Origin of the sequence: Nonomuraea sp. NBC_00507, from assembly GCF_036013525.1 — a bacterium.
Classification (GTDB): Bacteria; Actinomycetota; Actinomycetes; order Streptosporangiales; family Streptosporangiaceae; genus Nonomuraea.
The window spans coordinates 3,507,575-3,534,035 of sequence record NZ_CP107853.1; the positions used below are offsets into that span (position 1 = coordinate 3,507,575).

At 70.4% G+C, this 26,461-nt stretch carries 27 protein-coding genes; 13 read left to right on the forward strand and 14 right to left on the reverse strand.

The genetic code is table 11. From position 1 onward, the window contains the following. Positions 1-238: 238 nt before the first annotated feature. Positions 239-652, reverse strand: coding sequence for an MmcQ/YjbR family DNA-binding protein (locus tag OHA25_RS17690; protein WP_327588668.1), 414 nt, complete (start codon positions 650-652; stop codon positions 239-241). A gap of 10 nt (positions 653-662) precedes the next feature. Further along, positions 663-1,724 (reverse strand): hypothetical protein, encoded by a 1,062-nt coding sequence (locus OHA25_RS17695; protein WP_327588669.1) that lies wholly within the window; start codon positions 1,722-1,724, stop codon positions 663-665. 84 nt (positions 1,725-1,808) lie between these two features. On the opposite strand from OHA25_RS17695, the gene OHA25_RS17700 reads away from it, so the two are divergent. Genes OHA25_RS17700 through pip form a run of 3 tightly spaced genes read left to right on the forward strand, consistent with a single transcriptional unit; the run spans position 1,809 to position 4,186 of the window. Continuing rightward, positions 1,809-2,591, forward strand: a complete 783-nt coding sequence (locus tag OHA25_RS17700; RefSeq protein WP_327588670.1) for a neutral zinc metallopeptidase — start codon at positions 1,809-1,811, stop codon at positions 2,589-2,591. A gap of 31 nt (positions 2,592-2,622) precedes the next feature. Further along, a complete protein-coding gene (locus tag OHA25_RS17705) occupies positions 2,623-3,180 on the forward strand; it encodes a DUF6624 domain-containing protein (RefSeq protein ID WP_327588671.1) in 558 nt (185 codons plus the stop codon). Between the two features lie 46 nt (positions 3,181-3,226). After that, positions 3,227-4,186 (forward strand): prolyl aminopeptidase, encoded by a 960-nt coding sequence (gene pip, locus OHA25_RS17710; protein ID WP_327588672.1) that lies wholly within the window; start codon positions 3,227-3,229, stop codon positions 4,184-4,186. A gap of 92 nt (positions 4,187-4,278) precedes the next feature. Here pip and OHA25_RS17715 read toward each other — a convergent pair whose 3' ends face one another. Next, positions 4,279-5,001: a TetR family transcriptional regulator gene (locus OHA25_RS17715; RefSeq protein WP_327588673.1), complete on the reverse strand. Its 723-nt coding sequence runs from the start codon at positions 4,999-5,001 to the stop codon at positions 4,279-4,281. Positions 5,002-5,079: 78 nt separating this feature from the next. Between OHA25_RS17715 and OHA25_RS17720 the strand changes: the two genes are divergently transcribed. Then, on the forward strand, positions 5,080-6,201 hold the full coding sequence (locus OHA25_RS17720) for an FAD-dependent monooxygenase (RefSeq protein WP_327588674.1): 1,122 nt from the start codon (positions 5,080-5,082) through the stop codon (positions 6,199-6,201). A 10-nt stretch (positions 6,202-6,211) separates the two neighbouring features. Here the strand turns inward: OHA25_RS17720 and OHA25_RS17725 are convergent, their stop codons facing one another. From OHA25_RS17725 to OHA25_RS17735, 3 genes are read right to left on the reverse strand one after another with little or no spacing between them, the layout of a single operon-like run. Continuing rightward, on the reverse strand, positions 6,212-6,832 hold the full coding sequence (locus tag OHA25_RS17725; protein ID WP_327588675.1) for a LysE family transporter: 621 nt from the start codon (positions 6,830-6,832) through the stop codon (positions 6,212-6,214). Positions 6,833-6,870: 38 nt separating this feature from the next. Then, positions 6,871-7,683, reverse strand: a complete 813-nt coding sequence (locus OHA25_RS17730; RefSeq protein ID WP_327588676.1) for an AraC family transcriptional regulator — start codon at positions 7,681-7,683, stop codon at positions 6,871-6,873. A 15-nt stretch (positions 7,684-7,698) separates the two neighbouring features. Continuing rightward, positions 7,699-8,958, reverse strand: coding sequence for a Cmx/CmrA family chloramphenicol efflux MFS transporter (locus OHA25_RS17735; protein WP_327588677.1), 1,260 nt, complete (start codon positions 8,956-8,958; stop codon positions 7,699-7,701). Between the two features lie 549 nt (positions 8,959-9,507). Between OHA25_RS17735 and OHA25_RS17740 the strand changes: the two genes are divergently transcribed. From OHA25_RS17740 to OHA25_RS17750, 3 genes are all read left to right on the forward strand, one after another. Then, positions 9,508-13,014 carry a S8 family serine peptidase gene (locus OHA25_RS17740; protein ID WP_327588678.1) on the forward strand — a complete coding sequence of 1,169 codons (3,507 nt, stop codon included), beginning with the start codon at positions 9,508-9,510 and terminating at the stop codon, positions 13,012-13,014. Between the two features lie 93 nt (positions 13,015-13,107). Next, positions 13,108-13,698 carry a TetR/AcrR family transcriptional regulator gene (locus tag OHA25_RS17745; RefSeq protein ID WP_327588679.1) on the forward strand — a complete coding sequence of 197 codons (591 nt, stop codon included), beginning with the start codon at positions 13,108-13,110 and terminating at the stop codon, positions 13,696-13,698. Then, entirely contained in the window at positions 13,695-14,342 is a 648-nt protein-coding gene (locus OHA25_RS17750; RefSeq protein WP_327588680.1) for a haloacid dehalogenase type II, read from the forward strand. The genes OHA25_RS17745 and OHA25_RS17750 overlap by 4 nt, the downstream gene beginning before the upstream one ends. Before the next feature lie 3 nt (positions 14,343-14,345). Here the strand turns inward: OHA25_RS17750 and OHA25_RS17755 are convergent, their stop codons facing one another. Beyond that, on the reverse strand, positions 14,346-14,831 hold the full coding sequence (locus OHA25_RS17755; protein WP_327588681.1) for a VOC family protein: 486 nt from the start codon (positions 14,829-14,831) through the stop codon (positions 14,346-14,348). Positions 14,832-14,915: 84 nt separating this feature from the next. Here OHA25_RS17755 and OHA25_RS17760 point away from each other — a divergent pair, with 84 nt between their 5' ends. Further along, positions 14,916-15,875 (forward strand): helix-turn-helix transcriptional regulator, encoded by a 960-nt coding sequence (locus tag OHA25_RS17760; protein ID WP_327588682.1) that lies wholly within the window; start codon positions 14,916-14,918, stop codon positions 15,873-15,875. On the opposite strand, the gene OHA25_RS17765 is transcribed toward OHA25_RS17760, so the two are convergent. After that, complete coding sequence (locus tag OHA25_RS17765) at positions 15,835-16,623, reverse strand: alpha/beta fold hydrolase (protein ID WP_327588683.1); 789 nt, start codon at positions 16,621-16,623, stop codon at positions 15,835-15,837. The genes OHA25_RS17760 and OHA25_RS17765 overlap by 41 nt on opposite strands. Positions 16,624-16,737: 114 nt before the next feature. Here OHA25_RS17765 and OHA25_RS17770 point away from each other — a divergent pair, with 114 nt between their 5' ends. Both OHA25_RS17770 and OHA25_RS17775 read left to right on the forward strand, forming a co-directional pair. Then, positions 16,738-17,148 (forward strand): YciI family protein, encoded by a 411-nt coding sequence (locus OHA25_RS17770; RefSeq protein ID WP_327588684.1) that lies wholly within the window; start codon positions 16,738-16,740, stop codon positions 17,146-17,148. Then, entirely contained in the window at positions 17,064-18,392 is a 1,329-nt protein-coding gene (locus OHA25_RS17775; protein WP_442942119.1) for an RNA polymerase sigma factor, read from the forward strand. The genes OHA25_RS17770 and OHA25_RS17775 overlap by 85 nt, the downstream gene beginning before the upstream one ends. On the opposite strand, the gene OHA25_RS17780 is transcribed toward OHA25_RS17775, so the two are convergent. Beyond that, positions 18,384-18,551 (reverse strand): hypothetical protein, encoded by a 168-nt coding sequence (locus OHA25_RS17780; RefSeq protein ID WP_327588685.1) that lies wholly within the window; start codon positions 18,549-18,551, stop codon positions 18,384-18,386. The genes OHA25_RS17775 and OHA25_RS17780 overlap by 9 nt on opposite strands. 126 nt (positions 18,552-18,677) lie before the next feature. Between OHA25_RS17780 and OHA25_RS17785 the strand changes: the two genes are divergently transcribed. Next, entirely contained in the window at positions 18,678-19,106 is a 429-nt protein-coding gene (locus tag OHA25_RS17785; protein WP_327588686.1) for a MerR family transcriptional regulator, read from the forward strand. A 220-nt stretch (positions 19,107-19,326) separates the two neighbouring features. Here OHA25_RS17785 and OHA25_RS17790 read toward each other — a convergent pair whose 3' ends face one another. Both OHA25_RS17790 and OHA25_RS17795 read right to left on the reverse strand, forming a co-directional pair. After that, a complete protein-coding gene (locus tag OHA25_RS17790) occupies positions 19,327-20,130 on the reverse strand; it encodes a DUF5996 family protein (RefSeq protein ID WP_327588687.1) in 804 nt (267 codons plus the stop codon). Between the two features lie 13 nt (positions 20,131-20,143). Next, positions 20,144-20,935, reverse strand: coding sequence for an MBL fold metallo-hydrolase (locus tag OHA25_RS17795; protein ID WP_327588688.1), 792 nt, complete (start codon positions 20,933-20,935; stop codon positions 20,144-20,146). A 45-nt stretch (positions 20,936-20,980) separates the two neighbouring features. On the opposite strand from OHA25_RS17795, the gene OHA25_RS17800 reads away from it, so the two are divergent. After that, positions 20,981-21,376, forward strand: a complete 396-nt coding sequence (locus OHA25_RS17800; protein ID WP_327588689.1) for a MerR family transcriptional regulator — start codon at positions 20,981-20,983, stop codon at positions 21,374-21,376. Between the two features lie 54 nt (positions 21,377-21,430). Here the strand turns inward: OHA25_RS17800 and OHA25_RS17805 are convergent, their stop codons facing one another. Beyond that, positions 21,431-22,411, reverse strand: coding sequence for an alpha/beta fold hydrolase (locus OHA25_RS17805; protein ID WP_327588690.1), 981 nt, complete (start codon positions 22,409-22,411; stop codon positions 21,431-21,433). 244 nt (positions 22,412-22,655) lie between these two features. Here OHA25_RS17805 and OHA25_RS17810 point away from each other — a divergent pair, with 244 nt between their 5' ends. Next, on the forward strand, positions 22,656-23,408 hold the full coding sequence (locus OHA25_RS17810; RefSeq protein ID WP_327588691.1) for a TetR family transcriptional regulator: 753 nt from the start codon (positions 22,656-22,658) through the stop codon (positions 23,406-23,408). A gap of 48 nt (positions 23,409-23,456) precedes the next feature. On the opposite strand, the gene OHA25_RS17815 is transcribed toward OHA25_RS17810, so the two are convergent. After that, positions 23,457-24,659: a hypothetical protein gene (locus tag OHA25_RS17815; RefSeq protein ID WP_327588692.1), complete on the reverse strand. Its 1,203-nt coding sequence runs from the start codon at positions 24,657-24,659 to the stop codon at positions 23,457-23,459. 113 nt (positions 24,660-24,772) lie between these two features. Next, complete coding sequence (locus OHA25_RS17820) at positions 24,773-26,407, reverse strand: dolichyl-phosphate-mannose--protein mannosyltransferase (protein WP_305921101.1); 1,635 nt, start codon at positions 26,405-26,407, stop codon at positions 24,773-24,775. Positions 26,408-26,461 lie beyond the last annotated feature (54 nt).

The following is a 26,461-nucleotide window of genomic DNA, read 5'->3' on the forward strand; positions in this document are numbered from 1 at the left end:
TGGGCGGGGGAGCAGGGGTCGGCTGGGGGGCGCTGGGCGCGGGTGCGGCGAGTCCGGTGGCTAAGTGCGTGCGAGCCTCGACGGCAGCGCCGACCGGGGCGTGCGCCGGGGACAGCGGGTGCTGAAGGGGGGTCACATTCGCGAGGGTACGCCGAGCTTCGGGAGTTCGCCGGTTTCTGTGATGGTTTGTGCATATTGCTCGCTTTGGGGACCCGAGCGAAGCCGGCCGCGGCCCGGGTCAGGGGCCGTGCGCCTGATCCCGACCGGAATGCTCGGCGTCGTATGCCGCCACGGCGCGCTTGCCTGCCGTCATCCGCCACGCCTGCTCCAGCAGCGCTCCGATCTCCGCCCAGTCGGGCTCGACCTCGAGCAGCTCGACGCCGACCCACGACTTGACGTAGGCGGGGCGGAAGTAGCGTGCCGGGTCGGCGGCCATCAGCGTCTCCAGCTCGCCCGGCGGCGCCTTCACGGCGAGCGTCAGCCGACCGTCGCCGTGGTGGTCGATGAGCAACCACGCGATCCGCTTGCGCCCCACCATGAACCCGACGTGCCCGAAGGAATCCTCGTCGACCACCCCGGGCAGCCCACCGGCCAGCTCGGCCAGCCGTCCCCGCACCAGCTCGACGTCCGCATCCGTCCAACCGCCAGCCATACCAGGCACCCTAGAACCCGGCACCGACAGTTCGCGCCCCGGCGCCCAGAGCGATCGGCCAGACCACGAGCAGGTATGACTCGCCGGGCCGGTTCGACGGCCGCTCGCCCCGGCGCGAACGACCGTAAACGCGCAGGCCGTAGCGGCCGACGCCCTGGTAGGTCAGGTTAGGCGGCTCCTCTCCGTGGTCGTCCGACATGCCCTCGACCCGCATGATCCCGGTGGTCGTGACGAACTCGATCTCCTCGGTCTCCTCCCAGCTCGAGGGGGGCATGCGAGCCCCGGACTGGTCCCACCGCACGTGCACCCCCACCACGGACCGGTCCCTCAGGGTCCTGATGACGACCGCGTCGGGCGCGGCGGCGACCAGGCCCTCGGGCAACGCCGGCTCGGCGGCAGGAGGCTGGTAGGGGTTGGCGATGCGTAACCTATGTAACGATGCCCTTGCCACCCCTCGTACGGGAGCGGGCGGCAGGGGAGGCTGGATCTCCCGGGCGGGGCGTCCCGGCTGGTGCTCCGGCCGAGCGTGCTCCCTGGCCCAGTGCCGGATCTCGCTGCTCTTGTCCGGCAGGCCCAGCTCTTCGGCGACGCCCACGCCGAGCTTGGCGCAGGCCTCCGGCCCCACCTCGATGGGCCAGACCGTGACGAGGTAGAACTCGAACGGCACGTCCGGCACGGCGGCGGGATGGAGGTCGCGGCCACGGGCGTGCACGCGCATGCCGTAGCGACCCGGCCCCAGCGGGGTGAGGTTGGGGAGCGCCTCAGGCGCTTCCATCATCATGCCGGACACCCGCATCTCGCCGGTGAAGGTGATCAGCTCCACCTCCTCCACCTCGTCCCACCCCTCGTCCGTGACGGCAGGAGGCGCGTCGGTGAGCTGAACGGTGACGTCCACGGCACCGGTATGAATGCCGGTCAGGATCACGGCAGCACCGGGGGCCGACGCCGTCAGGCCGTTCGGGACGCCGGAGACGCCGGTGGGGTGGTCCGCGCCCGATCCGTCCGTCACGAGCATCTGGTGGTAGCTCACGTGGACGTCCGCCCGGGCGGACGTGGGAGATGGCGTGCTCATTCAGGGCCCTTCTCGCGGCGACCGCAGCGGAGCTCGGAAATTAGTGCTGGCACTCTTTATCACCACGACCCTATTCTCCGCATTGTGAAACTCCTGAAGAGTGCGGCGCTCGCGTGCGTCCTGACGGCGTCCATTGCGGTTACGGCCCCCACCGCGGCGACCGCGTATCCGGTGAAAGACCCCAAACTTACCAAAAACTCTCTCTATGACATGGGCGCGCTGCCCATGACCACGTGCGAGGAGCCGCCGATCAAGCGCAACAATCGCAAGCTCGCCCGCGCCTATCTGAACGCGGTCATCGCCTGTTTGGAAGACACGTGGGAGCAACACCTGTGGAACGCCGGCATGCGTTACGAGAAGGTCAAGGTCCGGCACATGGATCGGATTCCCAAGAACTACTGCGGCTTCGACGTGGGAAAAGAGGATTCCCAGGCGTGGTACTGCGGCCGTAATGGCACGCTGGTCTTCCAGCTCGGCAAGGGATGGCTCGACGACCCCTACGACCTGTGGCTGTTCGATACGGCGGCCTCCATGTACGGCTACCACGTCCAGAAGCAGGTCGGCATCGCCACCGCCATCGACAAATTACGCCACGGCAAGAAGGCGGAATACTACGAGCAGGAGCGCCGCGAGAGCCTGCAGACCGAATGCCTCGGCGGCGCCTTCATAAAGAGCGTGTGGCCGATCGGCAACAGGACGACGGACGACTGGGACGAATTGCTGGACCTCTTCGTGGGTGACGAGCCCGGCGACGAGCGGTGGTACGGCAAGGCGTCCACCATCAAGATGTGGATCAAGCGGGGGTTCGCCACGGGTGATCCTGCCGCCTGCAACACCTGGACCGCCTCGTCGTCCGAGGTCGCCTGACACCCTCAGCCGCCTCGCGGGAGGAGCCGACATGCGTGCACTGGTGGTGTGTGCCCTCGCCGTCCTCATGGCGGTCGCGGCCTGCGGCGACGATCCGCCGTCCAGTCCCACGTTACGCACCGAGTTGCTGCAGATGTTGAAGGTCGACCAGGAGGTCCGGACGCTCGAGGCGACCGAGGAGGACTGGAACCGGGTGGAGAAGGCCAACACCGACCGCATGCGCCAGATCCTCGACGCGCACGGCTGGCCGGGCCACTCGATGGTCGGCAAGGACGGCGCGCACGCCGCCTGGGCGCTGATCCAGCACGCCGACCGCGACCTCGACCTGCAACGCCGCGGCCTGGAGCTGATGCGCCAGGCCGTGGAGAAGGACGAGGCGGATCCCTCCGACCTGGCCTATCTCGTGGATCGGGTGCGGGTGGCGGAGAAGAAGCCGCAGGTGTACGGCACGCAGTGGGAGACCGATCCGCAGGGAAACTGGCGCCCCCGCACCCCGATCGAGAACGAGGCGGAGGTGGACGAGCGGCGTGCGGACGTCGGGCTGAAGCCCATCAAGGAATACGTGGAGGAGCTCAAGTCGCTCGAGTGACGGCTAATATATAAGCACTGTTACATCGGTGAGAGGAGCCGTCCGCTTGTATCCCCCGATTGAGCCCTACGACCACGGCATGCTCGACGTCGGCGATGGCAACCTCGTCTATTGGGAGGTCTGCGGCAACCCCGAGGGCAAGCCCGCGCTCGTCGTGCACGGCGGGCCGGGCTCGGGCTGCTCGGTCGGCGTGCGGAAGACGTTCGACCCGGAGCGTTATCGGATCGTCCTGTTCGACCAGCGCAACTGCGGCCGCAGCCGGCCGCACGCCAGTGACCCGGCGACCGACCTGAGCGCCAACACCACGCACCACCTGATCGCCGACATGGAGGTGCTGCGTGAGCACCTCGGCATCGGCAAATGGCTGCTGTACGGCGGCTCGTGGGGCTCGACGCTGATCCTGGCCTACGCCGAGGCGCATCCCGAGCGTGTGTCGGAGATCGTCATCCCCGCTGTGACGACCACGCGCCGCTTCGAGATCGACTGGCTCTACCGAGGCGTCGGCAGGTTCTTCCCCGAGGAATGGGAGCGGTTCAGGCAGGGCGTGCCGGAGGCCGACCGCGACGGCGACACCTTCGCGTTGCTGGCGGCGTACTCGCGGCTCCTGGCCGACCCGGACCCCGCCGTCCGTGCGAAGGCCGCCCGCGACTGGGTCACCTGGGAGGACGCGGTGATCTCCCTGGAGACCAACGGCAAGCCGAACGCCTACAGCGACCGGCCCGACGAGGCCGTCATGGCCATGACGCGGATCTGCTCGCATTACTTCTCCAACGGCGCCTGGCTGGAGGAGGGCGTGTTGCTGCGCGAGGCCGGGCGGCTGGCCGGGATCCCCGGCGTGCTCATCCACGGCCGCCTGGACCTGGGCGGGCCGGTCGACACGGCGTGGCACCTGGCCCAGGCGTGGCCCGACGCCCGGCTGGTCGTGGTGGACGACTCCGGGCACACCGGCAGCGAGACGATGCGGAAAGAGATCTTCGCGGCGCTGGACGCCTTCGCTCCCCGGTGAAAGGCGGAACCCCGCGGCTCGCGATCATCTGAGGCGTACGGAAGGCCTGTGCCGATCAGTGTCTTGAAAATGTCGCATATTGCGTCTCGAAATTAAGACCCGGAAAGGTGCCGGTAGAGCGTCGCGCGGGACACGCCGAGCGTGCGGGCGATCTCGGCGGCAGTGTGCCGGCCGGAGGCGTGCATGCGCCGCGCCGTCTCGACCGCCTCCGGGCTCAGCGCCCCCGGCCGGCCACGCCGGCGTCCCACCGGCCGCGGTGCGGCGCGGCTCGGGGCCGGCTCTTCCAGTAGCCGTTCCACCCCTGACAGCACAGCGGGTCGCAGCAGGTCGGCGGGCAGGTCCGCGAACATCACGACGGGGTCGCTGAGCATGGCGAACGCCTGCACCGCCCGGATCCGCACCACGTGATCCGCGAGCGGCCCGGCGATGAGGTGCTCGGCCAGGACGGCGGCGTCTCGAAAACGCTCGAAGACAGGCTCTTCGGAGGCCAGCGCCAGGTCCCTCAGTTGCAGCCTGAGCAGGTAACGGTGGGCCAGCCACACATCCAGCAGGCCCTCGATGACGGCCCACCGCCGCCGGCGCTCGTCGCCGGCCGGCAGGCGGCCGGCCGCGTCCAGCGCCGCCTGCATGTCGGTCAGCATCGGCTCGGCCAGCGCCGCGATGATGGCGCCCTTGCTGGGGAAATGGTAGAGAACCGCGGTCTTGGTCAGCTCCAGGCGCTCGGCGATCTCGCGGATCGAGGTGGCGTGGTAGCCGCGCGCGGCGAACAGGTCGAGCGCCACCTGAAGGATGCGCGAGCGGGTGTCGTCCGTCACGCCGCCGATTCTACGCATTGCCTGACCCGGGGTCTGGAGCCTAGAGTAGGCCACTGACCGATGGTCAGGGAGGCCATGATGGGCGGGCGAATTCTGATCGCAGGGGCGAGCATCGCGGGGACGACGCTGGCGCACTGGCTGGCCAGGCACGGGCTGCGGCCCACCCTGGTCGAGCGAGCCCCTGGGCTGCGCGTGGGCGGGAACGGCGTCGACCTGCGGGACGAGGCGATGGCGGTGGCCGAGCGGATGGGGATCATGCCGCGGGTCCGGGAGGCGGCGGCGGATGTGCGGGGCATCCGGTTCGTCGACGCCGACGACCGGGCCGTGGCCCGCATCGACATGCGACGCCTGCAGAGCGGGGGCGGCGAGGTCGAGATCATGCGCGGCGACCTGGTGAGGCTGCTCCACGAGGCGGGGGGATCGGGTGTCGAGCACCTCTTCGGCACCGCTGTGCAGGGCATCGAGCAGGACGACGACGGGGTGACGGTGTCCTTCGACAGGGGCGTGAGCAGGCGGTTCGACCTGGTGGTAGGCGCGGATGGGCTGCACTCCACGGTGCGGCGGCTGGCCTTCGGGCCCGAGAGCGGGTTCGTCCGGCACATGGGGCACTACTTCGCCTTCGCCAAGACGGACGCGGCGCTGGGGGAGGACCGTCACGTGACGATGTACAACCTGCCGGGGAAGATGGCGGGCATCTACCGGTCGGGCAACCACGCGCAGGCCATGGCGTACTTCATGTTCCGGTCGGGGCCGCTGGCCTACGACCACCGCGACGTCGGGGAGCACAAGCGGCTGGTGCGGGAGGCGTTCGGGCACGAGACCTCGTGGCGGGTGCGCGAGCTGCTGGCCACGGCGCTCGACGATCCCGATTTCTACTTCGACGCGTTGAGCCAGGTACGCATGCCGTCGTGGTCGTCGGGCCGGGTGACGCTCGTCGGCGATGCCGCCCACTGCGCGGCGCCGGCCTCGGGAGCGGGAGCGGAGCTGGCGATCGTGGGGGCGTACCGGCTCGCGGAGGCGCTCGCGAACGCGCCCGATCACACGGCGGCCTTCCGGCACTACCAGGAAGGGCACAGAGGGCTGGTCAGGAGCAAGCAGCGGATCGGGCCCAACGTGCGGATGATGGTGCCGAAGAACCGCCTCGGGATGTGGACCAGAAACGTGCTGGTCCGCTCGCCGCTCGTCGGCGGAAGCACGTGACAGGCCCCCGTCAGAGCGGGGCCAGGCGGGCGGCGAGCAGGGCGGCGAAGACGATCAGGGACAGCCCGCAGGCCGCCTCCAGAAGGCGTACCGCCAGGGGTGGCAGCGCTCTGCGGAGCAGGGCGATGAGGCCCGCGGAGACGAAGCACCAGGCCAGAGAGGAGGTCATGAAACCGGTGAAGAAGACGGCGAGGCCGCTCACGCCCGCGTCCCGCCCCAGGACGGAGCTGACCGCGCCGGCCGCCCCTGACCAATAGACGACGTTCCAGGGGTTGCCGAGCGACATGGCCGCGCCGACCGAGAGCGCGCCCCGTCGTGACGGGGTGCGGGAGGTCGCCTCGGCAGGTGGGAAGGCGGCCTCCCGCAGGGCCGTCACCCCGAGCCAGCCCAGCAGCAGGCACCCGGACACCGTCAGCGGGACGCGCAGAGCAGGCACGGCGAACAGCGCCCCGACGCCGGCCAAACCGAGCAGCGCCCACACGGCGTCACCCGCCAGCGACCCGACCTGCACGGCGAACGCCGGACCGAAGCCGCCGCGCACGCCCCGCCGCAGCGACTCGCTGAAGACCGCGCCCGGTGCCGCGTTGAACAACAACCCCACCCAGAAGGCCAGCAGGAAGATCTCGGACATGACGTTCAATCTGGCGGTAACGGCCCCGGGGCGTCTTGTCAGATGTTGACGCGACGGTAGCGGCCGGGGGTGACGGCGTACGCGGCCGTGAAGTGCCGGTGGAAATGTGCCTGGTCGGCGAACCCCAAAGCGTGGGCCACGTCGGCGACCGGCTCGCCGTGCCGCAGCCGCCGGCGCCCCTCGGCCAGCCGCGCCTGCAGGTGCCACGCGTACGGTGGGCAGCCGGTGGCCCGGGTGAACGAGCGGATGAGGTGTTCGCGGGACATCCCGGCGTCCTCGGCGAGACCGGCCAGGGACGGCGGGTTGGACAGATCGCCGCGGAGCCGGTCGAGCACGGCGGCGATCCTGCCGTCGCCGGTCCCGGCGCCGGTGGGGCCGCTGGTGCCGTCCGGGCCGCGCCGGCGGGTGGCACTCGTTCCGGTGAGGTCCAGCAGGCGCAGCAGGAGCACCGTGAGGCGCTCCTCGATCAGCGCCGGGTCGCCGCCCGGCAGGTCCCTGGCCGCCCGCAGCAGCTCAGCACGCAGGGGGGCGGAGCGGACGAGCGGGCGCTCGAAGTCCACCGGCGCGCCGCCGGTCAGGGCGGTGAGGACGGCAGGCGGCACGTACCAGCTCACGCACGCGAACGCCGCCCCGTCCGGCGTCCGCGTCGTGCAGGACTGGACCTGGCCGGGGTTGTAGACGGTCACCTCGTCCAGGTCCACGTCGAACGAGGCCCGGTCCAGACGCACCGCCTCGCGGCCACACAGGTTGGTGCTGATGACGTACTCGTCGTGGCTGTGCCGTGGGAACCCGCCGGAGGCCGGCCTGACCACGGCCAGCTGCGTGCCGTTCACGTCCCTGACCTGCTGCATATCGGAAAGATTAGGTCATATGGGAGAAACCTCCGCCTGACTATCCTCACGCCGAGCCGCGTGCCGACCGGCGAGCGCGGCGACGCCGCCCAGGAGCAGCGCGGCGATCACCAGCAGCGCGCTGACCCACAGCGGCGACCGGTAGCCGAACCCGGCGCCGATGACGATGCCGCCGAGCCAGGGACCCGCCGTGGCGCCCACGTTGAGCGCGGCCGTGGCGGACGCCCCGCCCAGGGTGGGGGCGCCGGTCGCCGCGTACAGTGCCTGCGAGATCAGCGTGGAGCCGACGGCGAACGACAGCGTTCCCTGGACGAAGACGAGCACGAATGCGACTGCCGGGAACCCGGCGGTCAGCGCGAAAACGGCCCAGCCGAGCGACAGGGCCGGCCCGCCGATGGCCAGGAGCCGCACGGGCCGCACGTCGGCGATTCGGCCGCTGATGGTGACCCCGGCGAACGAACCCAGCCCGAACAGCGCCAGCATGGCGGGCATCCAGGCCGGCTGGAGACCGGTGACTCCGGTGAGCAATGGTGCGAGGTACGTGAACGTGCAGAAGGTCGCGCCGTTCACCAGGGCGCCGAGGACCAGCATCACCAGCAGCCGTGGCCGGCGCAGCGACCGCAACTCGGCGCGCACGATCGAACGGCGCACGCTCGAGCGGCGCACGCTCGGGCGGCGGGCCTCCCCAGGCGCTGCCGAAGCTCCGCCCGCCTCCGCGCCGGCCGGAGGGCCGCCGGCGGGCACCGATTTCAGCACCGCGACGATGGCCGGGATCAGGGCGAAGGACACCGCCCAGAACGCCGACCGCCACCCCCACACCTCCCCGAGCACCGCACCCCCGGGTACGCCGGCGACGCACGCCATCGTGACCCCGCCGAGCAGGACGGACGTGGCCCGGCCTTTGGCGTTCGGCGCGACCATGCCGAGAGCGGTCGCCATGGCCACGGCCAGGAACCCGGCGTTGGCCAGCGCCGCGACGACCCGCGTGACAAGCAGCACGCCGTAGCTGGTCGTGACCGCGCCGACGACGTGGGCGAGCAGGAAGGTGAGGAGGAACGCCAGCAACGCGTTCCGTCGCGGCCAGCGCAGGCCGAGCACCGCCATCAGCGGCGCCCCCACCACCATCCCGGCGGCGAACGCCGAGGTCAGCAGTCCCGCGGCCGGAATGGACACGTGCAGGTCCCGCGCGATCCCGGGCACCAGCCCGGACAACATGAACTCGGACGTCCCTTGGGCGAAGATCGCCAGCCCGAGCAGGTAAACAGCGAATGGCATGAGAAGACTCCGCGACCACATCGTGGATCGACGACAAGGAAGCGGGCAGGCCGGATGGACGTCGCCCTGCCGCGCTGGAAAGAACCCCGGAAAACGGTGATCCGAGTGGCGAGAGCGGTCGCGAAAGGCCCGGCCTCAAGGGCGGGCGAGCCTGCGGGGCGACAACGCGAGATCAGCCACCGGACGACCGGTGGCTAGCGTCTTGACGCCTCGGGGCTGGACATGCGGACACCGTAGCACCCGGACCGGCCCGATGCGGTCCTCCCATCACGCGGACGCGCTGCCCCCCAACGCCACCGTGGTGTCGTGTTCCCGCCAGGTGACTTGAACTCGCCACCCCTGCGGCAGCTCACGCCAGACCGGCCCGCGGACGGAAAAGCCGCAGCTAGCTGCGCCTTTTAAGGGCTTGCACGAGGAAGTGAGCCCGGCCGCCACGAATGTTAAATCTCGCTTCCCGCCCTTGCGACCGAACACATGATCCACTCACGATGCTGCCCGGTGGGTTCACAAGATCCCACACCTCCCGAGGGCACTGTTCAAGGAGATCGTGTGTCCATTCCCCGTCCTTGGCGAGCAGTCCTGATCGGGACCGCGCTCGCCGTGATGGCCATCCAGACCCCCGCGGTCGCACAGGCCCCACCGGAGTCCGACAAGATCGATCGGGTGGTCCAAGCCGATCTGGCCGCCGACGACAAGGCCACCTTCTGGGTACGGCTGAAGGACAAGGCCGACCTGCGATCGGCGCGTACCGCCAAGACCAAGGCAGACAAGGGCCGGCAGGTCTACCGGACGAAGACGGATACCGCCACCGCCTCCCAGGCCAACCTGCGCAAGCTGCTCAAGTCCGCGCGCGCCGAGTTCACCCCGTTCTGGATCGTCAACACGATCAAGGTGACCGGCGACGCCGCCCTGGCGGCCGAGATCGCCAAGCTTCCCGAGGTGGAAGAGATCGCCCCCGACCAGGTCGTCGAGTTACCCGAGCCGAAGGCAGGCGTCGCCCAGGCCGCGGCCGGCTCGGTCGAGTGGAACGTCGACCGGGTCAACGCCCCCAAGGTCTGGGACGAGCTGGGCGACCGCGGCGAGGGCATCGTCATCGCCGCCCTCGACAGCGGCGTGCAGTGGGACCACCCGGCCCTGATCGGCAGCTACCGCGGCACGCAGGCCGACGGCACGGTGGACCACAACTACAACTGGTACGACCCGACCGCCGTGTGCCCGAACCGCGTACCCTGCGACGACCGCACGCACGGCACCCACGTCACGGGCACCTTGGCCGGCGCCGACGGCATCGGCGTCGCCCCCGGCGCCAAATGGATCACGACCAAGGCGTGTGGCATCGGCGGTTGCCCGGGTTACGCGCTGCTGGCGGCCGGCGAGTGGATCCTCGCCCCCACCGACCTCAACCGCCAGAACCCGCGCCCCGACCTCGCGCCCGACATCGTCAACAACTCCTGGGGCAGCGCGGGCCTGGACCTCTGGTACAAGGAGATCGTCGAGGCGTGGGCGGCGGCGGGCATCTTCCCGGCCTTCTCCAACGGCAACAACGGCCCTGCGTGCACCACCACCGGCTCGCCCGGTGGCTACGCGGCCTCCTACAGCGCCGGGTCCTTCGACGTCAATGGCACGATCATGCCCGAATCCTCCCGCGGCCCCGGCGAGAACGGCGAGATCAAGCCGAACATCGCCGCACCCGGCGTGAACGTGCGCTCGGCCGTGCCCGGCAACGCGTACGGGATCAAGTCCGGCACCTCGATGGCCAGCCCGCACGTCGCGGCGACGGTGGCGCTGATGTGGTCGGCCTCGCCCACCCTGCGGGGCGACGTCGAGGCGACGCGGGCGCTGCTCGACGGCACCGCCTCCGACGTCGACGACGCACGGTGCGGCGGCACCGCCGGCGACAACCTCACCTGGGGCGAGGGCAGGCTGGACGCCTATGCCGCGGTCAAGGCCACCCCGGCCGGTGAGCTCGGCACGCTGACGGGCAAGGTCACCTCCGAGGGCTCCCCGGTGGCCGGGGCGAGCGTCAGCGTCTCCGGGCCGCTGAGCCGTACGGTGCCCACCGGGCAGGACGGGACGTACACGTTGCCCCGCCTGCTGAGCGGCGACTACCAGATCACCGTCAGGAAGTTCGGCTACGACGACGCCACCGGCACGGCCACCGTCGCCGACAACCAGACGGCCACCCAGGACCTGACGATGGTGGCCCAGCACATGAGCACGGTGTCGGGCACGGTCTCCAGCACCGGCGCGCCGGAGGCGGGCGCCACGGTCCAGGCGGCCGGCACCCCGGCGACGGCCGTCACCGACGCCACTGGTCATTACGAGCTCAAGCTGCCCCACAAGGACTACGTCCTCAACGTCGCGCCGGCCTCACGATGCTCGAACGAGAAGACCGTGCCGGTCACGGTGACCGGGGTGATGACCCTGGACATCGAGCTCCCCGCCAACGCCGACGCCTTCGGCTACACCTGCAGGAGCGGCAAGGACGCATACGTGGAGGCCACCACCAAGCAGCCGCTCATGTTCGACGACGAGGTCCAGTCGATCGACCTGCCGTTCGCCTTCCCGTTCTACGGCAGGACGTACAGCCGCGGCACTATCAGCACCAACGGGTTCCTGGCCTTCGGCGACCCCCTCTGGTATTCCTTCCCGAGCAACGACCCCCTGGCCGATGCGGACGCCCCCAACGCCGGCATCTACCCCTACTGGGACGACCTGGCCCTGGACGAGCGGGGCGGTCTCTACACCGCCACGCTCGGCACCGCACCGAACCGCACCTTCGTCATCGAGTGGCGCAACGCCCGCTTCTACGACGCCGACCAGTGGTTCTCGTTCGAGGCGCTGCTCGGTGAGAACGGCTCCATCGACTTCCGCTACCGAGGGATCTCCACCTCGCGCGCGGCGGGTGAGGGCGCCACGATCGGCATCGAGAACGGAGACGGCACCGACGCGCTGCAGTACTCCGCCGGCCTCGCCGCCATCTCCGACGGTCAGAGTCTCGGCTTCGCCGCCCGGCAGTACGGCCTGGTGAGCGGCACCGTCACCGACGCCAACGACGGCAAGCCGCTGGCGGGCGCGACGGTCAAGGTAGGCGGGGCCGCCTCGTTCACCACCGGGGCCGACGGCATGTTCCTAGGCCAGGCGCCCGCCGGTGACCACCTGCTGGAGGTCACGGCGGACAATTACGGCACCTTCACCAAGGACGTAACGGTCAAGGCGGGCGAGCGCAGCCTGCTCGACACCGCGCTGACCACCGGCCGGGTGAGCGCTTCCACCGGGCAGCTCACCCTGGTCATGCCGGCCTCGGCCGGCAGGAAGGGCGCCGTCGAGCTGACCAACACGGGCGCGGACACGACGTACACGATCGAGGTCGATCCCGGCCAGAGCGGCTGGCTGAGCGTCACCCCGGCGAGTGGGGAGATCGCGGCGGGCACGTCCGCGGCCCTGGAGGTCACCGCGTCCAGCGCGGGCATGGAGCCGGGGACCGTGCGCACCGGCGTGCTGGTGGTGCGCTCGGCCAGTGGGCGCAACCCGGCCTTCCCCGTGCTGGTGTCCGTGGTCGTGCCCAAGCATCAGGTGGCCGTGGACGCGGGCAGCGGCCGGAGCGTGACCGACGCGGCCGGCGATATCTGGGCGGCCGACCACAAGTACACCCCCGGCGGGCACGGCTACCTGGCCGCGTCCGACAAGTCGAGCACCAGCGGCAAGACGATCGAGGGCACGAACGAGCAGAAGTTGTTCGGCAGCGTGCGTGAGGGCATGCGCGAATACCGGTTCGACAACGTCCCCGACGGCGTCTACGTCGTCGAGCTGGGCTTCGCCGAGATCCGGCATCAGCTGCCCGGCAAGCGGGTCTTCGACGTCGCCATCGAGGGCATGCCGGTCATCCGGACGCTCGACCTGGTCCGCGAGGCCGGGCCGAACACCGCCGTCAGCCGGCAGCACACGGTGCGGGTCAGCGACGGCCGCCTCAACGTGACCTTCCACGAAAGGATCGGCAACCCTGTCCTGAGCTTCATCCGCATCACCGAACGTCCCGACAAGGCAGTCTCCTAGAAGCCGGTGGTCGGCCCGTCCCTCAGGACGGGCCGACCACCGCAACGCGCCGGATGCTATCTTGGACTAACCGTTCCAGGATGGGAAGTGCCGATGCCGGATGTGAAACATTTCGATCCCGATGCCGTGCTGGGGCAGGTGGAGCGCTTGTTCTGGCAGCGCGGCGCAGCCTCCACGGGGATCGCGGAGGTCGTGGCGGCCACCGGGCTCAGCCGCTCCAGCCTGTACGCCACCTTCGGCGGCAAGCAGCAGCTGTACGTGAAGGCGCTGCGCCGCTACGTCGAGCGGCGCTCGCAGCCTGTCTTCCAAGCCCTGGCCGACGACGGGCGCGGCCTGGAGGCCATCGAGGGCTTCTTCGACCGGCTGATCGAGGCCCGGTGCGCCGGCGAGCACGCCCGCTGGGGATGCATGGTGTCCAACGCCCACGCGGGCGCGGAAGGCGGCGACCCGGAGGTGCGTGACCTGCTGGACCAGCACCAGGACCGGCTGCGTACGGCGATGCGCGCCGCCATGGAGTCCGCGGATCTCCGCCCGGGCCTGGACCTGGACGCCACCGCCGAGATGCTCGCCCTGCTGGCTTACGGGGTCAACCTGCGCTCGCGGGCCGGCGCGGACGCGGCCGCCCTGCGGCGGGGCGTGTGCGCCGCACTCGACTCGCTGAGAGACCCCAAGGAGCAGAGATGACCAGACCGCAGGCCGTGATCTTCGACGTGAACGAGACGCTCACCGACATGGAGCCGCTGCGCGCCAGGTTCGAGGAGGTCGGGCTGCCCGGACACCTCATGGACACCTGGTTCGCGAGCGTGCTGCGCGACGGCTTCGCGCTGGCCGTGGCCGGCGGCTACGCCGAGTTCGCCGAGGTCGCCCGCGACGTGCTCAGGGGGATGGGCCTGGAGGACAAGGCGATCGGCCATGTGCTGAGCGGGTTCGCCGAGTTGCGGGTGCATCCCGACGTGCCGGAGGGGATGCGGATGTTGCGGGAGGGCGGCATCCGGCTGTTCACGATGACGAACGGGGCCGCGGCCATGACCGAGGGCATCCTGCGCCGCGAAGGGCTGCTGGACCTGGTGGAGGCCAGGCTGGACGTGAGCGGCCCGGGGGTGTGGAAGCCCGCCCGCGCCGCCTACGACTACGCCGTCGGCCGCGCGGGCGTGCGCCCAGAGCAGGCGGCCCTCGTCGCGGTGCACCCCTGGGACATCGACGGCGCCCAGCGCGCCGGGCTGGTGGGGGCGTACCTGGAGCGGCGTGGCACGCCGTACCCGAGCGTGATGGGCGCCCCGGCGGTGTCCGCCCCGGACCTGCGGGCACTGGCCGCACTCTGGAGCTGACCTTCACGGCCTGCCGGAGAAGAACTCCGCGCCCTGGACGTACTCCATCGCCTTGGTGAACTCCGGGTCGCTCATGCGGCGCTCCCACTCCTCCGGCCCGACGTCCTCGATGTGGGTCTGGATCCACCACAGGTTCCCGAACGGGTCCCGGACCCGGCCCACGAGGTCGCCGAAGGCGAGGTGCGTGACCTCCGTGACGGACGTGCCGCCCGCCTCGACAGCCCGGCGGTGGGTGGCGTGGGCGTCAGGGACGTACAGGCGCAGGAAGCCCAGCGTCGGCGGCCAGTCCGGCTTCGCGTCGAACAACATCACGATCGCGTTCCCGATCCGCACCTCCGCGTGGCCGATGCGGCCCTGTTCGTCGGTGACGCGGCCCAGTTCCTCGGCGTCGAAGGCGCTCTTGATCCAGTCGATGAGCCCGGCCGTGTCGTGCGAGATGAGCCATGGCGTCACGGTGGTGTAGCCCTCGGGGATCGGCTTGACAGTCATGATTCCTCCTGGAAAGTGCGTTGCCGCCACGCTAATTCCGAAGTAGGTCAGAACCTGTCCTATATGGCGCGGCATTCTGGTTCCATGAGCGAATCCCGCCTCCTCAGCCTCCTGTCGCTGCTCCAGACCCCGCGCGAGTGGTCCGGAGGCGAGCTGGCCGAGCGGCTCGGCGTCAGCCGGCGCACGATCCGGCGTGACATCGAGCGCCTGCGCGACCTCGGCTACCCGGTCGAGGCCACCATGGGCGCCGACGGCGGCTACCGGCTGGTCGCGGGCAAGGCCGTGCCGCCGCTGCTGCTGGACGACGAGGAGGCGGTGGCCATCGCCGTCGGCCTGGCCACCGCGGCCAGGCACCCGGTGCAGGGCATCGAGGAGGCGTCGGTACGGGCACTGGCCAAGCTGGAACAGGTGTTGCCGTCACGGCTGCGCTATCGGGTGAGATCTCTAGGCGGCGCCACCGTCCCGCTGCCTGCCGTCGAGACACCCGAGGTCGATCCCCAGCAGCTGACCATGCTGGCGACGGCCGTGGCGAACCGGGAGCGGGTGCGATTCGCGTATCGGGCCAACGACGGCGTCACCCGTACGCGCCTGGTCGATCCGCACCGGCTGGTCGCGGCCGGGCGGCGCTGGTATCTGCTCGGGCACGACCACGAGCGCGAGGACTGGCGGATCTACCGCATCGACCGCATCGCGGACCTGCGCGCGACCGGCGCCAGGATCGTGCCGCGCGAGCCGCCTGCCGAGGACGCCGCCGCGTACGTGCGGGACAAGCTCTACTCGACGGCCCCCACCTACGAGGCCGTCGTCACACTGCACGCGCCCGTCACGGAGGTGATCAGGGGAATGGGCGAGGTCACTCCGGTCGGCGAGCGGACCTGCCGGCTGCGCATGCCCGGCGACACCCTGGACTGGCTGGCGTTCCGGCTGCTCGCGCTGGGTTGCGAGTTCGAGGTGCACGAGCCGCCCGAACTCCTCCCGCACCTGCGCGCGCTGTCCGAGCGCCTCAGCCGAGCGGCTGGCCGGCCAGGAACTCCAGCACCATAGGGCTCGCGACCGCGCGAAACTCCTCGAAGTACGCGTGCCGCGCCCCCTCGATCCACCGCAGCCCCGCCCCGGGGATACGCCCGGCCAGCAGTGGCGCGTTGGCCGCCGGGTTGAACACGTCGTCGGTCCCGTGCGCCACCAGCGTGGGAGCGGTGATGGACGGCAGCACGTCCCAGCTGTCGTGCCCCGCGCTGGCGGCCAGGTGGCGGCGGCGGGCGTAGGCGGGCATGCCGGAATCGCCGGCCGTGTGGTACGGGCCGGGGTGTCCGGCCAGCCAGGCCGGGGTGTACATGAGCTCGAGCAGCGCCCGCTCGGCCGCCGCGCGGTCCGGCTGGGCCAGCGACCGGCGTACGTCGTTGCCGCGTTCCACCCCGTGCGCGCCGCCCGGCGAGCTGCAACCGAGCACCAGCGCCCCGACCCGCCCGGGATGGTCGGCGGCCAGCCACTGGGCCACCCGCCCGCCCATCGACGTCCCGTAGACGTGCGCCTGCCGCACGCCCAGCTCGTCCAGCACAGCGAGCACGTCGGCGGCGAAGCCCCGGGTCGTGTACGGCTCGTCGGGTTTGTCACTGCCACCCGTGCCGCGGTAATCGAAGGTGATCGTGCGATAGGCGGCGGCGAAGTCCTCGCGTACCGGGTCCCACCAGTGATGGTTGTTCGCCTGGCCCTGCAGCAGCACGAGCGGCGGCCCCTCGCCGCGGACCTGATAGGACAGCTTGACGCCGTCCGCCGTGGTTGCGTATGACACGCCTACGATCCTGCCAGGGACGAAAAAAGTTCCCGGCGAGAGGTCCGGTCCGCCGTCCCGGCTCCGACGTCCCCTGCGAAAGACACCGAAGAGAGGGCACCAACCATGAAGTACATGATCCTTTCCTACGCTTCGCAGCGGGACTACGACTCCATGTCGGGCAAGGACGCCGACGGCCTGCCCGCCTGGACCGAGGAGGACCTGACGGCCATGGGCGAGTTCATGACGACCGTCAACAAGGAGCTGGAGGAATCGGGCGAACTGGTCGAGACCCGTGGCCTGGCCGCGCCGGTCCACACGCGCAGGGTCGGCGCGCGGGACGGTCAGCCGTTCGTCACCGACGGGCCGTACGCCGAGACGCAGGAGGTGCTGGCCGGCTACTGGGTCGTGGAGTGCGAGAGCATCGACCGGGCCACTGAGATCGCCGCCCGCCTGGGGCAGTGCCCCTACCCGGGCGACGTCTACGACAACGCCTACGCCGACATCAGGCCCATCATGGAGTCGGCCGACGACATGGGGTTCTGATCGACGACACGCGGACCGAGGACCTGCTGCGCGAGCTGGCGCCGCAGGTCCTCGGCGCGCTCGTCAGGCGTTACGGGCACTTCCCCACCGCCGAGGACGCCGTGCAGGAGGCGCTGCTCGCCGCCGCCGCCCAGTGGCCGGAAGAGGGCAGGCCGGACGACCCGCGTGCCTGGCTGATCACGGTGGCCTCGCGCCGGCTGACCGACCTGCTCCGCAGCGAGCAGGCGCGCCGGCGGCGCGAGGACGCCGTGGCGGCGTGGACGTTGCCCGGCGACTGGCTCACCCCCGCCGCCGACCAGCCGGTCGATGCGACCGACGACACGCTCGTGCTGCTGTTCATGTGCTGCCACCCGTCGCTGACGCCGTCCTCCCAGATCGCGCTCACGCTCCGCGCGGTCGGCGGCCTCACGACCGCGGAGATCGCCCGGGCGTTCCTGGTGCCGGAGGGGACGATGACGCGCCGCATCACGCGGGCCAAGCAGCGCGTCAAGGACAGCGGCGTGCGCTTCCGCCTGCCCGGCGCGGCCGAGCGCGCCGAACGGCTCGCCGCGGTGCTGCACGTGCTCTATCTGATCTTCAACGAGGGGTACGCCAGCACGTCCGGTCCCGACCTCCAACGCGCCGAACTGGCCGCCGAGGCGATCCGGCTGGCCCGCGTCGTCCACCGGCTGCTGCCCGAGGACGCCGAGGTGGCCGGGCTGCTCGCGCTCATGTTGCTCACCGACGCCCGCCGCCCCGCCCGCACCGGCCCTGATGGCGCACTGATCCCGATGGCCGAGCAGGATCGCCGCCTGTGGAACGCCGCCCAGATCGAGGAGGGCGTCGCGCTCGTCACGGGGGCGCTCAGCCGGGGGACTCCGGGACCGTACCAGTTGCAGGCGGCCATCGCGGCGGTGCACGACGAGGCGCCGAGCGCGGAGGAGACCGACTGGCCGCAGATCACGGCTCTCTACGAGCTGCTGATGCGGCTGTCCGGCAACCCCATGGTGGCGCTCAACCACGCCGTCGCCGTGGCCATGTCCCAGGGTCCGGCCGCCGGGCTCGCCCGGCTCGAACGGCTCGCCTCCGACGAGCGCATCGCCGGCGACCATCGCATGTACGCGGTCCGGGCGCATCTGCTGGAGATGAGCGGGGACCACGCGGCGGCGCGGGAGGCGTACGAAGAGGCGGCCGGGCGCGCCATGAGCCTGCCGCAGCAGCGCTACCTTCACGCCAGGGCCGCCCGGCTGAAGGACTCAGGATGACCGCGCCGCGAACGCCGTCAGGCTCTTCAGCTCGTGCCGCTTCACCTCGTCGAACAGCTCCGACAGCCCTTCCTGGATCCGTGCCGGCTTGTCCTCGGGCAGGCGCAGACTGCGGGCGATTCTGGACGGGTCCCGGCCGCCGTGCCAGGCGACGACCACCCGGCCGCCGGGACGGGTGACGCGGTGCCCAGCCGCAGGTCGGCGCCGCCCGCCCGGCGAGCCGCCTGCTCACGCATCTCGGGAGAGGGGTAAGCGGTTCAAGTCGGCTTGAGGTCAAATGGTGACATGGACCTCATTCCCATTGGGGAGGCTGCCCGCCTCGTCGGCATGAATGCCTCCGCGCTGCGTTACTACGAGGAACGCGGCCTGGTCACCCCCGTCACCCGCACCGGGGGCCGCCGCATGTACGGGAGGCAAGAGCTGCGGTTTCTGGCCTTTCTGCGGACGATGCAGCAGCTCGGCATCTCGCTGGACACCGCCGGGGCCGTGCTGCACGCGCCGGGGGAGGAGTGGCGGAAGGCCGCGGCCGAGCAGATCGACGTGCTGGAGGAGCTCATCCACCGGGCCAAGGCGGCGCAGTGGGTGTTGCGGCACTCCATCGAGTGCCCGGCCGAGCACCCTGCCCGGGAGTGCCCAACCTGGATCGGCATGGTGGATCAGCTGCTCGAGGGCTACACGCTCGACCAGCTCGCGGCAGACCACGTGACGGAGTAAGCCCCGGAAAATTGTGCGGCGGGGCGGGGAATGTTCCGCCGCGGGGTGTGGTTACATAGATCGTGGCCGGTGTGTCCAGTGTCCCCGGGCCTCACCTATTGCCTTCGCGGACTACCGTTCGGCTGGAGCCGCGTTGTGCCTTTCGCCGAGAGGCGACCTGCACACCGGTACGCACTCGTTGAGCGCCCGCCCTCTCCGGAGGGCGGGCGCTCTCGTGCGTTCACGCCTTGGCGTGGTGCGGGTCCGTCACGCCTCCGGGGCAGGCCAACGCCTCCACGTCGAGGCCGGTCAGCCGGGCCCCCGCCTGGTAGGCGCTGTCCAGGAACTCCAGCACGCCGGTGACCGGATCCCCCATGGCTCGGACGTCGTCGTACCGCAGCACGGCCAGGTGGCTGCCGTGCGAGGCGATCCACTCGGCCTGCTCCGGCCGCAGCGGCTCCCGTTCCAGACCCTCGGGTTCCGGCGCGGTGTAGGAGTAGAACGCCGGCCACGGCCGCTCCCTGTCCCCGAACCAGAACCCCGAGCTGATCACCTCACAGCTGTACGCCTCCCGGCTCACCGGATCGACCTCCGGCGACACCCGCACGGCACGTCCGGTGAACCGCGTCACCGCGATGTCGAACGTGTGCCAGAAGTGGTGCACGGGACTGGTCTTGCCGGAGAAGTCCGCTGCGAATCGGTCGAGCAGCTGCGCCACCCCCGCCAGCGTGTCGAACAACCGCTGGTAGAACGACGCCACCGACTGCCCGATCAGGCTGAACTCCGCGCTGCGGCCGTCGAGCACGTCCACCACCAGGCGGTGCCGTACGAGGTCGAAGTCGATGCTGAACAGCGGCTGCTCGCCCAGCCCACCCATCGGCCGCGTCGTCAGCCCGCGCCCGGTCGGATGGAACGGCACCTGCCACCAGTGGTTACGTCGATTGCTCGACGCCAGCCGGATCTTGCCGACGATCTGCGCGAACCGGTGAAAGGTGTCCTTGACCTCGGCCCACTCCGCGAGCGGCATGGCGGGGAAGAGCTCCATGACGGCATGGTAACTACTCGTGGTAATCGGACAGCTCCCAGGGGTCGTGTGCGCAGAAGACGGCGACCCCGTGGTCGTGGGCGAGTGCGCGCAGGCGCTCCTGGCTGGACACCCGGCGCTCGGCGTCGACCTGCGAGTCGAGCTGCACGATGTCCATCAGCGGATGGGACTGCGGATCTTTGGAGATTTCGCCGTGGTGGAAGTACGCGTCGCCGGCGTGCAGCAGCCACCGGTCACCGTCGTGGACGGCCACTCCGGCGTGCCCTTCCGTGTGCCCTTCGAGCGGCACGAGCAGGAACTCCTCCGGCAGGCCCACGAGCGGCCGCACCCCCTCCACGCCCAGCCACTGTGTGCCGGTGCCGGGATAGGTGACCCAGCGCGGCCCGTGCGCCCAGTGGCCGGGCCGATAGCGACGGCTCGGCGCCTGCGTGAGCGCGGTCTTCAGCTCCGCCTCCATGACGTGCACCTGGGCGCCGGGGAAGTCCGGCAGGCCGCCGCTGTGGTCCACGTCCAGGTGGGTGAGCACGATGTGGCGCACGTCGGCGGGGTCGTGGCCGAGCTCGGCGACCTGCCGCACGGCGGTTTCGGCAGGCGACAGGACCGGCTCGACGAGCTCCGTCCATTCGTGTTCAAGCAGCTCACCCGGACGGGTCACGTCATCGGTGCCGAGCCCGGCCTCCACCAGCACCAGCCCGGAGGCCGGGGTCTCGATGAGCAGGGCGTGGCATACGGCCCGCGCGGCCGGGCCGCCGTCGAGCGCGTGGATCTCGCGCATGGAGCCGAGATTCAAATGGTGAATTCGCATGTGGCTAGACTGCGACTTGAAGCGCGGTTCAAGTCAAGGAGCCAGATGGACACGTTGCTCGACATCGGCGAGGTGGCCAGGCGCAGCGGGCTGGCCGCCTCCGCGTTGCGGTTCTACGAGCGCAAGGGCCTCATCGAGGCCGATGGGCGCAATGGGCTGCGGCGCGCGTACCGGCCGGAGACGCTGGAGCGCCTGGCGCTGATCACATGCGCCCGCGACGCCGGCTTCAGGCTCTCCGAGATCGCCGCGTTCCTGCGGGCCGGCCCGTCGGACACACGGCTGCGTGAGCACCTGGCGGCCAAGGAACGCGAGGTGGACGCGCGGGTCGCGCAGCTGACCAGGCTGCGTGACAGCCTGCGCCACGCGGCGGTCTGCGAGCACGACCCGCTGGTCGAATGCCCCGAGTTCAAGCAGGCGATACGAAGGGTTCCAGAAGGATGATCAGCCAGAGCCGACATCAGCGTGCCGTCGGCGAGCAACATGAGCGCGGCCGCCCTACCGCTGAGGGTCGGCGAAGAAGGTTTGGAGGTGGCGGTTGACCGGTTCTGGGCAGTCCAGTTGCGGGGCGTGGCCGCAGCCGTCCAGGATCACGAGCTGCTCGTTGGGGAGCAGTTGGGCGAAGCGGTGGGCGCGTTCGACGGGCTGGATGGTGTCCTGGCTGCCCCACAGCACCAGGGTCGGGGTCTTGGTGGCGGGCAGGGCGTGTTCGGTCTGTGCCCAGTTCAGGCGGCGTTCCAGCAGGTAGGTGGCGCGGATGTTGTCGTGGAAGGTCATTGGCGCCCACCACTCGTTCAGCAGTTGCTCGGTGAGGCGCTGTTTGTTGACCATCATGCCCTCGGCCAGGCTGTGGACGGTGGATTTGCCGGTGGACAGCTTGACGGCGAGTTCGCCGATGACGGGGATCTTGAGGGATTCCCACATCAGGGTGCCGGGCAGGTCCAGGCCGGTGGCGTCCAGCAGGGCGAGCTTGGTGACGCGGTCGGGGTGGCGCTGGGCGAAGGCCAGGGCCCAGCCGCCGCTCCAGGAGTTGCCCGCCAGGGCGGCCTGCCGTACGCCGAGGCCGTCCAGGAACGCTCCGACGGCGGAGACCATGGCGTCCAGGTCGAAGGCGAAGCCGGGGTCCTTCAGCTGGGTGTAGCCCTGGCCGGGCAGGTCGACCACGTACACGGTGTGGTCGCGGGCCAGCGCGTCGAGTTGATCCTTCCAGCCGATGACCGAGGTGCCGCCGGGGGAGAGCAGGATCACCGGCGTACCGGATCCGGCCTGGACGTAGTGGAAGCGGGCGATCGGGGTGTCGGCGTAGCGCGAGCCGACCTGGGCCAGGTACGGCGAGCGGAAAGCTCGGCCGTCCTCGGCCGGCTGCCAGCCGTACGCGCCGAACAGCATCCCGGCCACCAGCAGCGCCATCACAGCCGCCAACCAGCGAGGCCAGCGCCGCCTGCGCACCGATAGGGCTGCGTTGTCACGTCGAACCATGGTGATCCCTTGCCTTGGTCGGGAGGATGTTCACGAGCTCAGGACGGGACAGCGCGGGCCAGCGTGACAGGGGTGGTCAGTGATCGGGATTACATTCCGCGGGTGGCTGTCGTCCGCCCGCCTGTGCCCGGACATGCTGATCATGCCCAACAGCCGTAGACTTACCAAGCGGTAAGCGTCATAGCCGCAGATTGGACCCGTGGTAAGTACGATCTCCGCGGCGAACCAGGCCCACAGGAGTTCCATGAGCGCCCCAGACGCCGCCGAGACCACCCCGCGGCGGATCCTCGCAGCCGCCCGCGCGCAGTTCGCCGCCCGTGGCTACCGCGCGACGTCCATGCAGGCCATCGCCGAGCGGGTGGGCATCACCAAGGCCGCTCTCTACTACCACTTCGCCGCCAAGGACGAGATCCTGCACCGCCTCACCCTGCCCCTGCTCGACGAACTCGAGGAGGTGCTCGGCGAGGCGGAGTCGCACGGCGACCCCGAAACAGTGCGGTGGCGGGCGATCGAGGGCTACGTCGATGTGCACCTGCGTCACCGCGAGACGTTGAGCATGCTGGTCAGGGACATGTCGCTGCTGGTCGAGGCGCCGCTGGAGGGGCGGTTCCGGGCCGCGATCGCGCTGGCCAACGACCTCGTCTCCGGGCCGGGCGGCGACCTCGGGCAGCGCGTGCGCGCCTCGCAGGTGGTCGCGGGCCTGGCCGATCCCGTCGTGCTCTTCCGCGACGTGCCCGCAGACCGGCTCAGGCACCTCATCCTCGACGGCGCCAGGGCACTGCTCGGCGCCCCTCCTGCACAGGATGCGGACGGACGGGTGGCCGGCCTGCCTACACGTGGGCGCCCGCGCGGACGGGGCGGCGGGCGCCCTGCCGCGCTGAGCGAGGAGCAGACCGCCCAAGCGCGCCGCATGTACGACTCCGGTCAGGCCGTCGAGGAGATCGCCGCCGCCTTCGGGGTCTCCAGAGCGACGATCTACCGCAGTCTCAGAACCTGAGTTATGAGACGTTGATTTCGAAACAGCCAGTTTCAGAAGGGTGATTGATCAGCCAGAGCTCGTGCGCCGCCCCGAGCTGACGTACTTGCGCGGGCGCAGGGCATGGGCGCGCAGGGCCGCCAGGGCGGCGAGTTGCCCCGGCCGGTCCATCCGCACCACCAGCTCGTCGCTGAACGCCAGCCCCAGCGCGGTCAGCTGGGAGACCAGGTCCGCCACCGGCGCGGCGACCTCCCGCAGCCCCCTGGCCGGATGCCAGCCCTCGCCGCCGACCACCTCCGCGACCCGCTCGTGCAGCTTGGCCGGCGACATCAGCGTGCCGTCGGCGAGTAGCATGAGCGCGGCCTCCCTGGCCGACACCTCGAACTCGTGCTCGCCCTTGGCCAGCAGCAGCTTGGTGACCGCCGACCACATGGCCTCAGGCGAGGTCAGCAGCCGCTGGCCATAGTCGGTGATGACCAGCCTCGTGCCGTCCCGGCTGATGGCGCCCAGCTCCCGCTCGGCCAGCTCGCGCAGCCTGAGCGCCTCCGGAGACGGCGCCAGCCGCAGCGGCAGCGTGCCCTCCCTGGCCGCCAGGGACAGCAGCCCGTGCAGGGCGGGCAGGGGCTGCGGGCTCACGGGCGCGTGCAGGCGCACCTCGAACGGCTGAGCCAGCTCCCGCCTGGCCGGGCCGCGGCCCAGCACCCAGCGGTTGAGGCGCTCGCCGTGCACCCGGTTGAGCCAGCTGTCCCCGCCCAGCTCGGTGCGCGGCTCGGTGAGCCAGCGGCGGGTCAGCGCGGACCGGTCCACCGTCTCGCCGGAGACGATGGCCAGCTCCAGGGCCGCGGCGCAGGCGACGTGCGCGCCCAGCTCCTCCGGCCCCATGATCATGCTCCACTGGAGCTCCGGCACGTCGGGCGGCAGCACGCCCGTGGCCTCTAGCGCCTGCTGGTAGGCGCTCGTGCCCGCGTCCTCGCCCTCGCGGGCGTAGGTGCGCAGGATCTGCAGGGTCGTCGGGGACACGCACAAGGCCGCGTAACGCTCCATCCCACCCAGCTGGAGCAGCCGCCCGAGCGAGCGTGCCAGTCGCTCGTGGTCGCCGCCCACCTTCAGCGGCAACGTGTACCAGAGGAACTCGCAGACATCGAGCTGGGTCACCGTCTCCAGCGGTTCCCCACCCGTCAGCCAGCCGACGGCGGTCCTGGCGTCCTCGGCCAGCTCCGGGTGAGAGCGCTCCAACTCGGCGAGAAGGGCGGTGACATCCGGTGCACTCATGCCTGGAAGTTTGCCGTATCGACCCCTGGCCTGACGATGACCGAATCCGGTCCGTATTGGGTCTTGCACAGTGACTACCCTAAGAAAGCACTATACGACAGGCGGTAACCGGATCAGATCCATCGTTTTTCGAACAACATGCGGGCCTTCCATTCGGCGTACGGGATCAGCTCAGCGGTCAGGATCGGATGCAGCCACCAGAAGTTGATCAAGGCTAGCAGGGCGTAGGCGCCCACGATGGCCGCCCCCCACGTACGCCGCGCCGTCACGACACCTTCGGCCGTCCGCGTGGACGGTCCTATCAGCAGCCCGGCGCACAACGTGATGGCCAGCACCATGAACGGCACCATCGGGATGGCGTAGAACAGGAACATCGTGCGGTTGTCGGCGAGGGCGAAGTAGAACCACGGCAGCCAGCCCATGGCGTAGGCCAGCAATACGGCCCCGGCCCGCCAGTCCCGCGAGGAGACATACCAGGCGATCAACGCCACCAGCGCCGCCACCGCGCCGAACCAGATCACCGGCGTGCCGACGCCCAGCACCGCCTCCGAGCAGTCCTTGACGCCGCAGGCGTTCTGCTTGCCCTCGTAGTAGAAGGCGACCGGGCGCAGCAGCAGCGGCCACTGCCACGGCTCGGACATGTACGGATGCGTGGTCTCCAGGTCGCTGTGGAAGGAGAAGACCTGCCACTGGTATTGGATCCACGACCGCATCGAGTCGAAGAGGAAGAACAACGGATTGTCCGCCGTGGTGGCCCGCTCCCAGTTGCGCCCATAGCCGGTGTCCGTCGCGAACCAGCCGGTCCAGGTGGCCATGTACGCCACGAACGGCACGATTCCGAACGCCAGGACCCCCTGCGGCACGTCCTTGTTGAACGCGCCCGCGTACGGACGCCGCAACCCCACGGCCCGCCGTGCCCCGAAGTCCCACAGCAGCGACATGATCGTGAACGCCACCGCGAACGCCAGCCCCGACCACTTGACCGACATCGCGAAGGCCAGGCACACACCGGCGGCCAGGCGCCACGGCCTGGCCCCCAGCCACGGCCCCTGCGGCGAGACAGGCGAGTTCTCATACCAGGTGACCAGCCGCTCCCGCGCCTGGTCCCGGTCCACCACGAGGCACGCGAACGCGGCCAGCACCCAGAACATCAGGAAGATGTCCAGCAGCGCCGTCCGCGACAACACGAAGTGCAGGCCGTCCAGCGCCAGCAGCAGCCCGGCGAAGCAGCCCAGCAGCGTCGAGCGGGTCATCCTGCGCGCCACCCTGGCCAGGATGAGGATGGACAGCGTGCCGATCACCGCCGCGCTGACCCGCCAGCCGATCGGGTTGAGCCCGAACAACCACTCGCCGACGCCGATCATCCACTTGCCGAGCGGCGGGTGCACCACGTAGGAGGCGCACTTGTCGAGCGTCTCCTGGGTGCACGACTGCCAGATGTTGGTGTTGCCGGCCAGGATCGCCTTGTCCGCGTCCTTGATCGAGACCCGCTCCACACCCCACGTGATCAGCGAGAACGCGTCTTTCATGTAGTAGGTCTCGTCGAACACCACGGCCTTCGGATGGCCGAGGTTCATGAAACGCAGGATCCCGCCGAAGGCGGTGACCAGCAGCGGCCCGATCCACCCCCACAGCACGCTGCCGCGCATCGGAGGTATGACCCGATCGCGCACGGAGCGAGTCGGTGGCAGGCTCTCGCCGGCCTCCGATGTCTCGTAGGCCTGGTACGGGGAATCGGTCACCGCCATTCGGACATCGTACGGGGCTCAAGCCGATAGGTAAGTCGAAACACGGTCTAATGG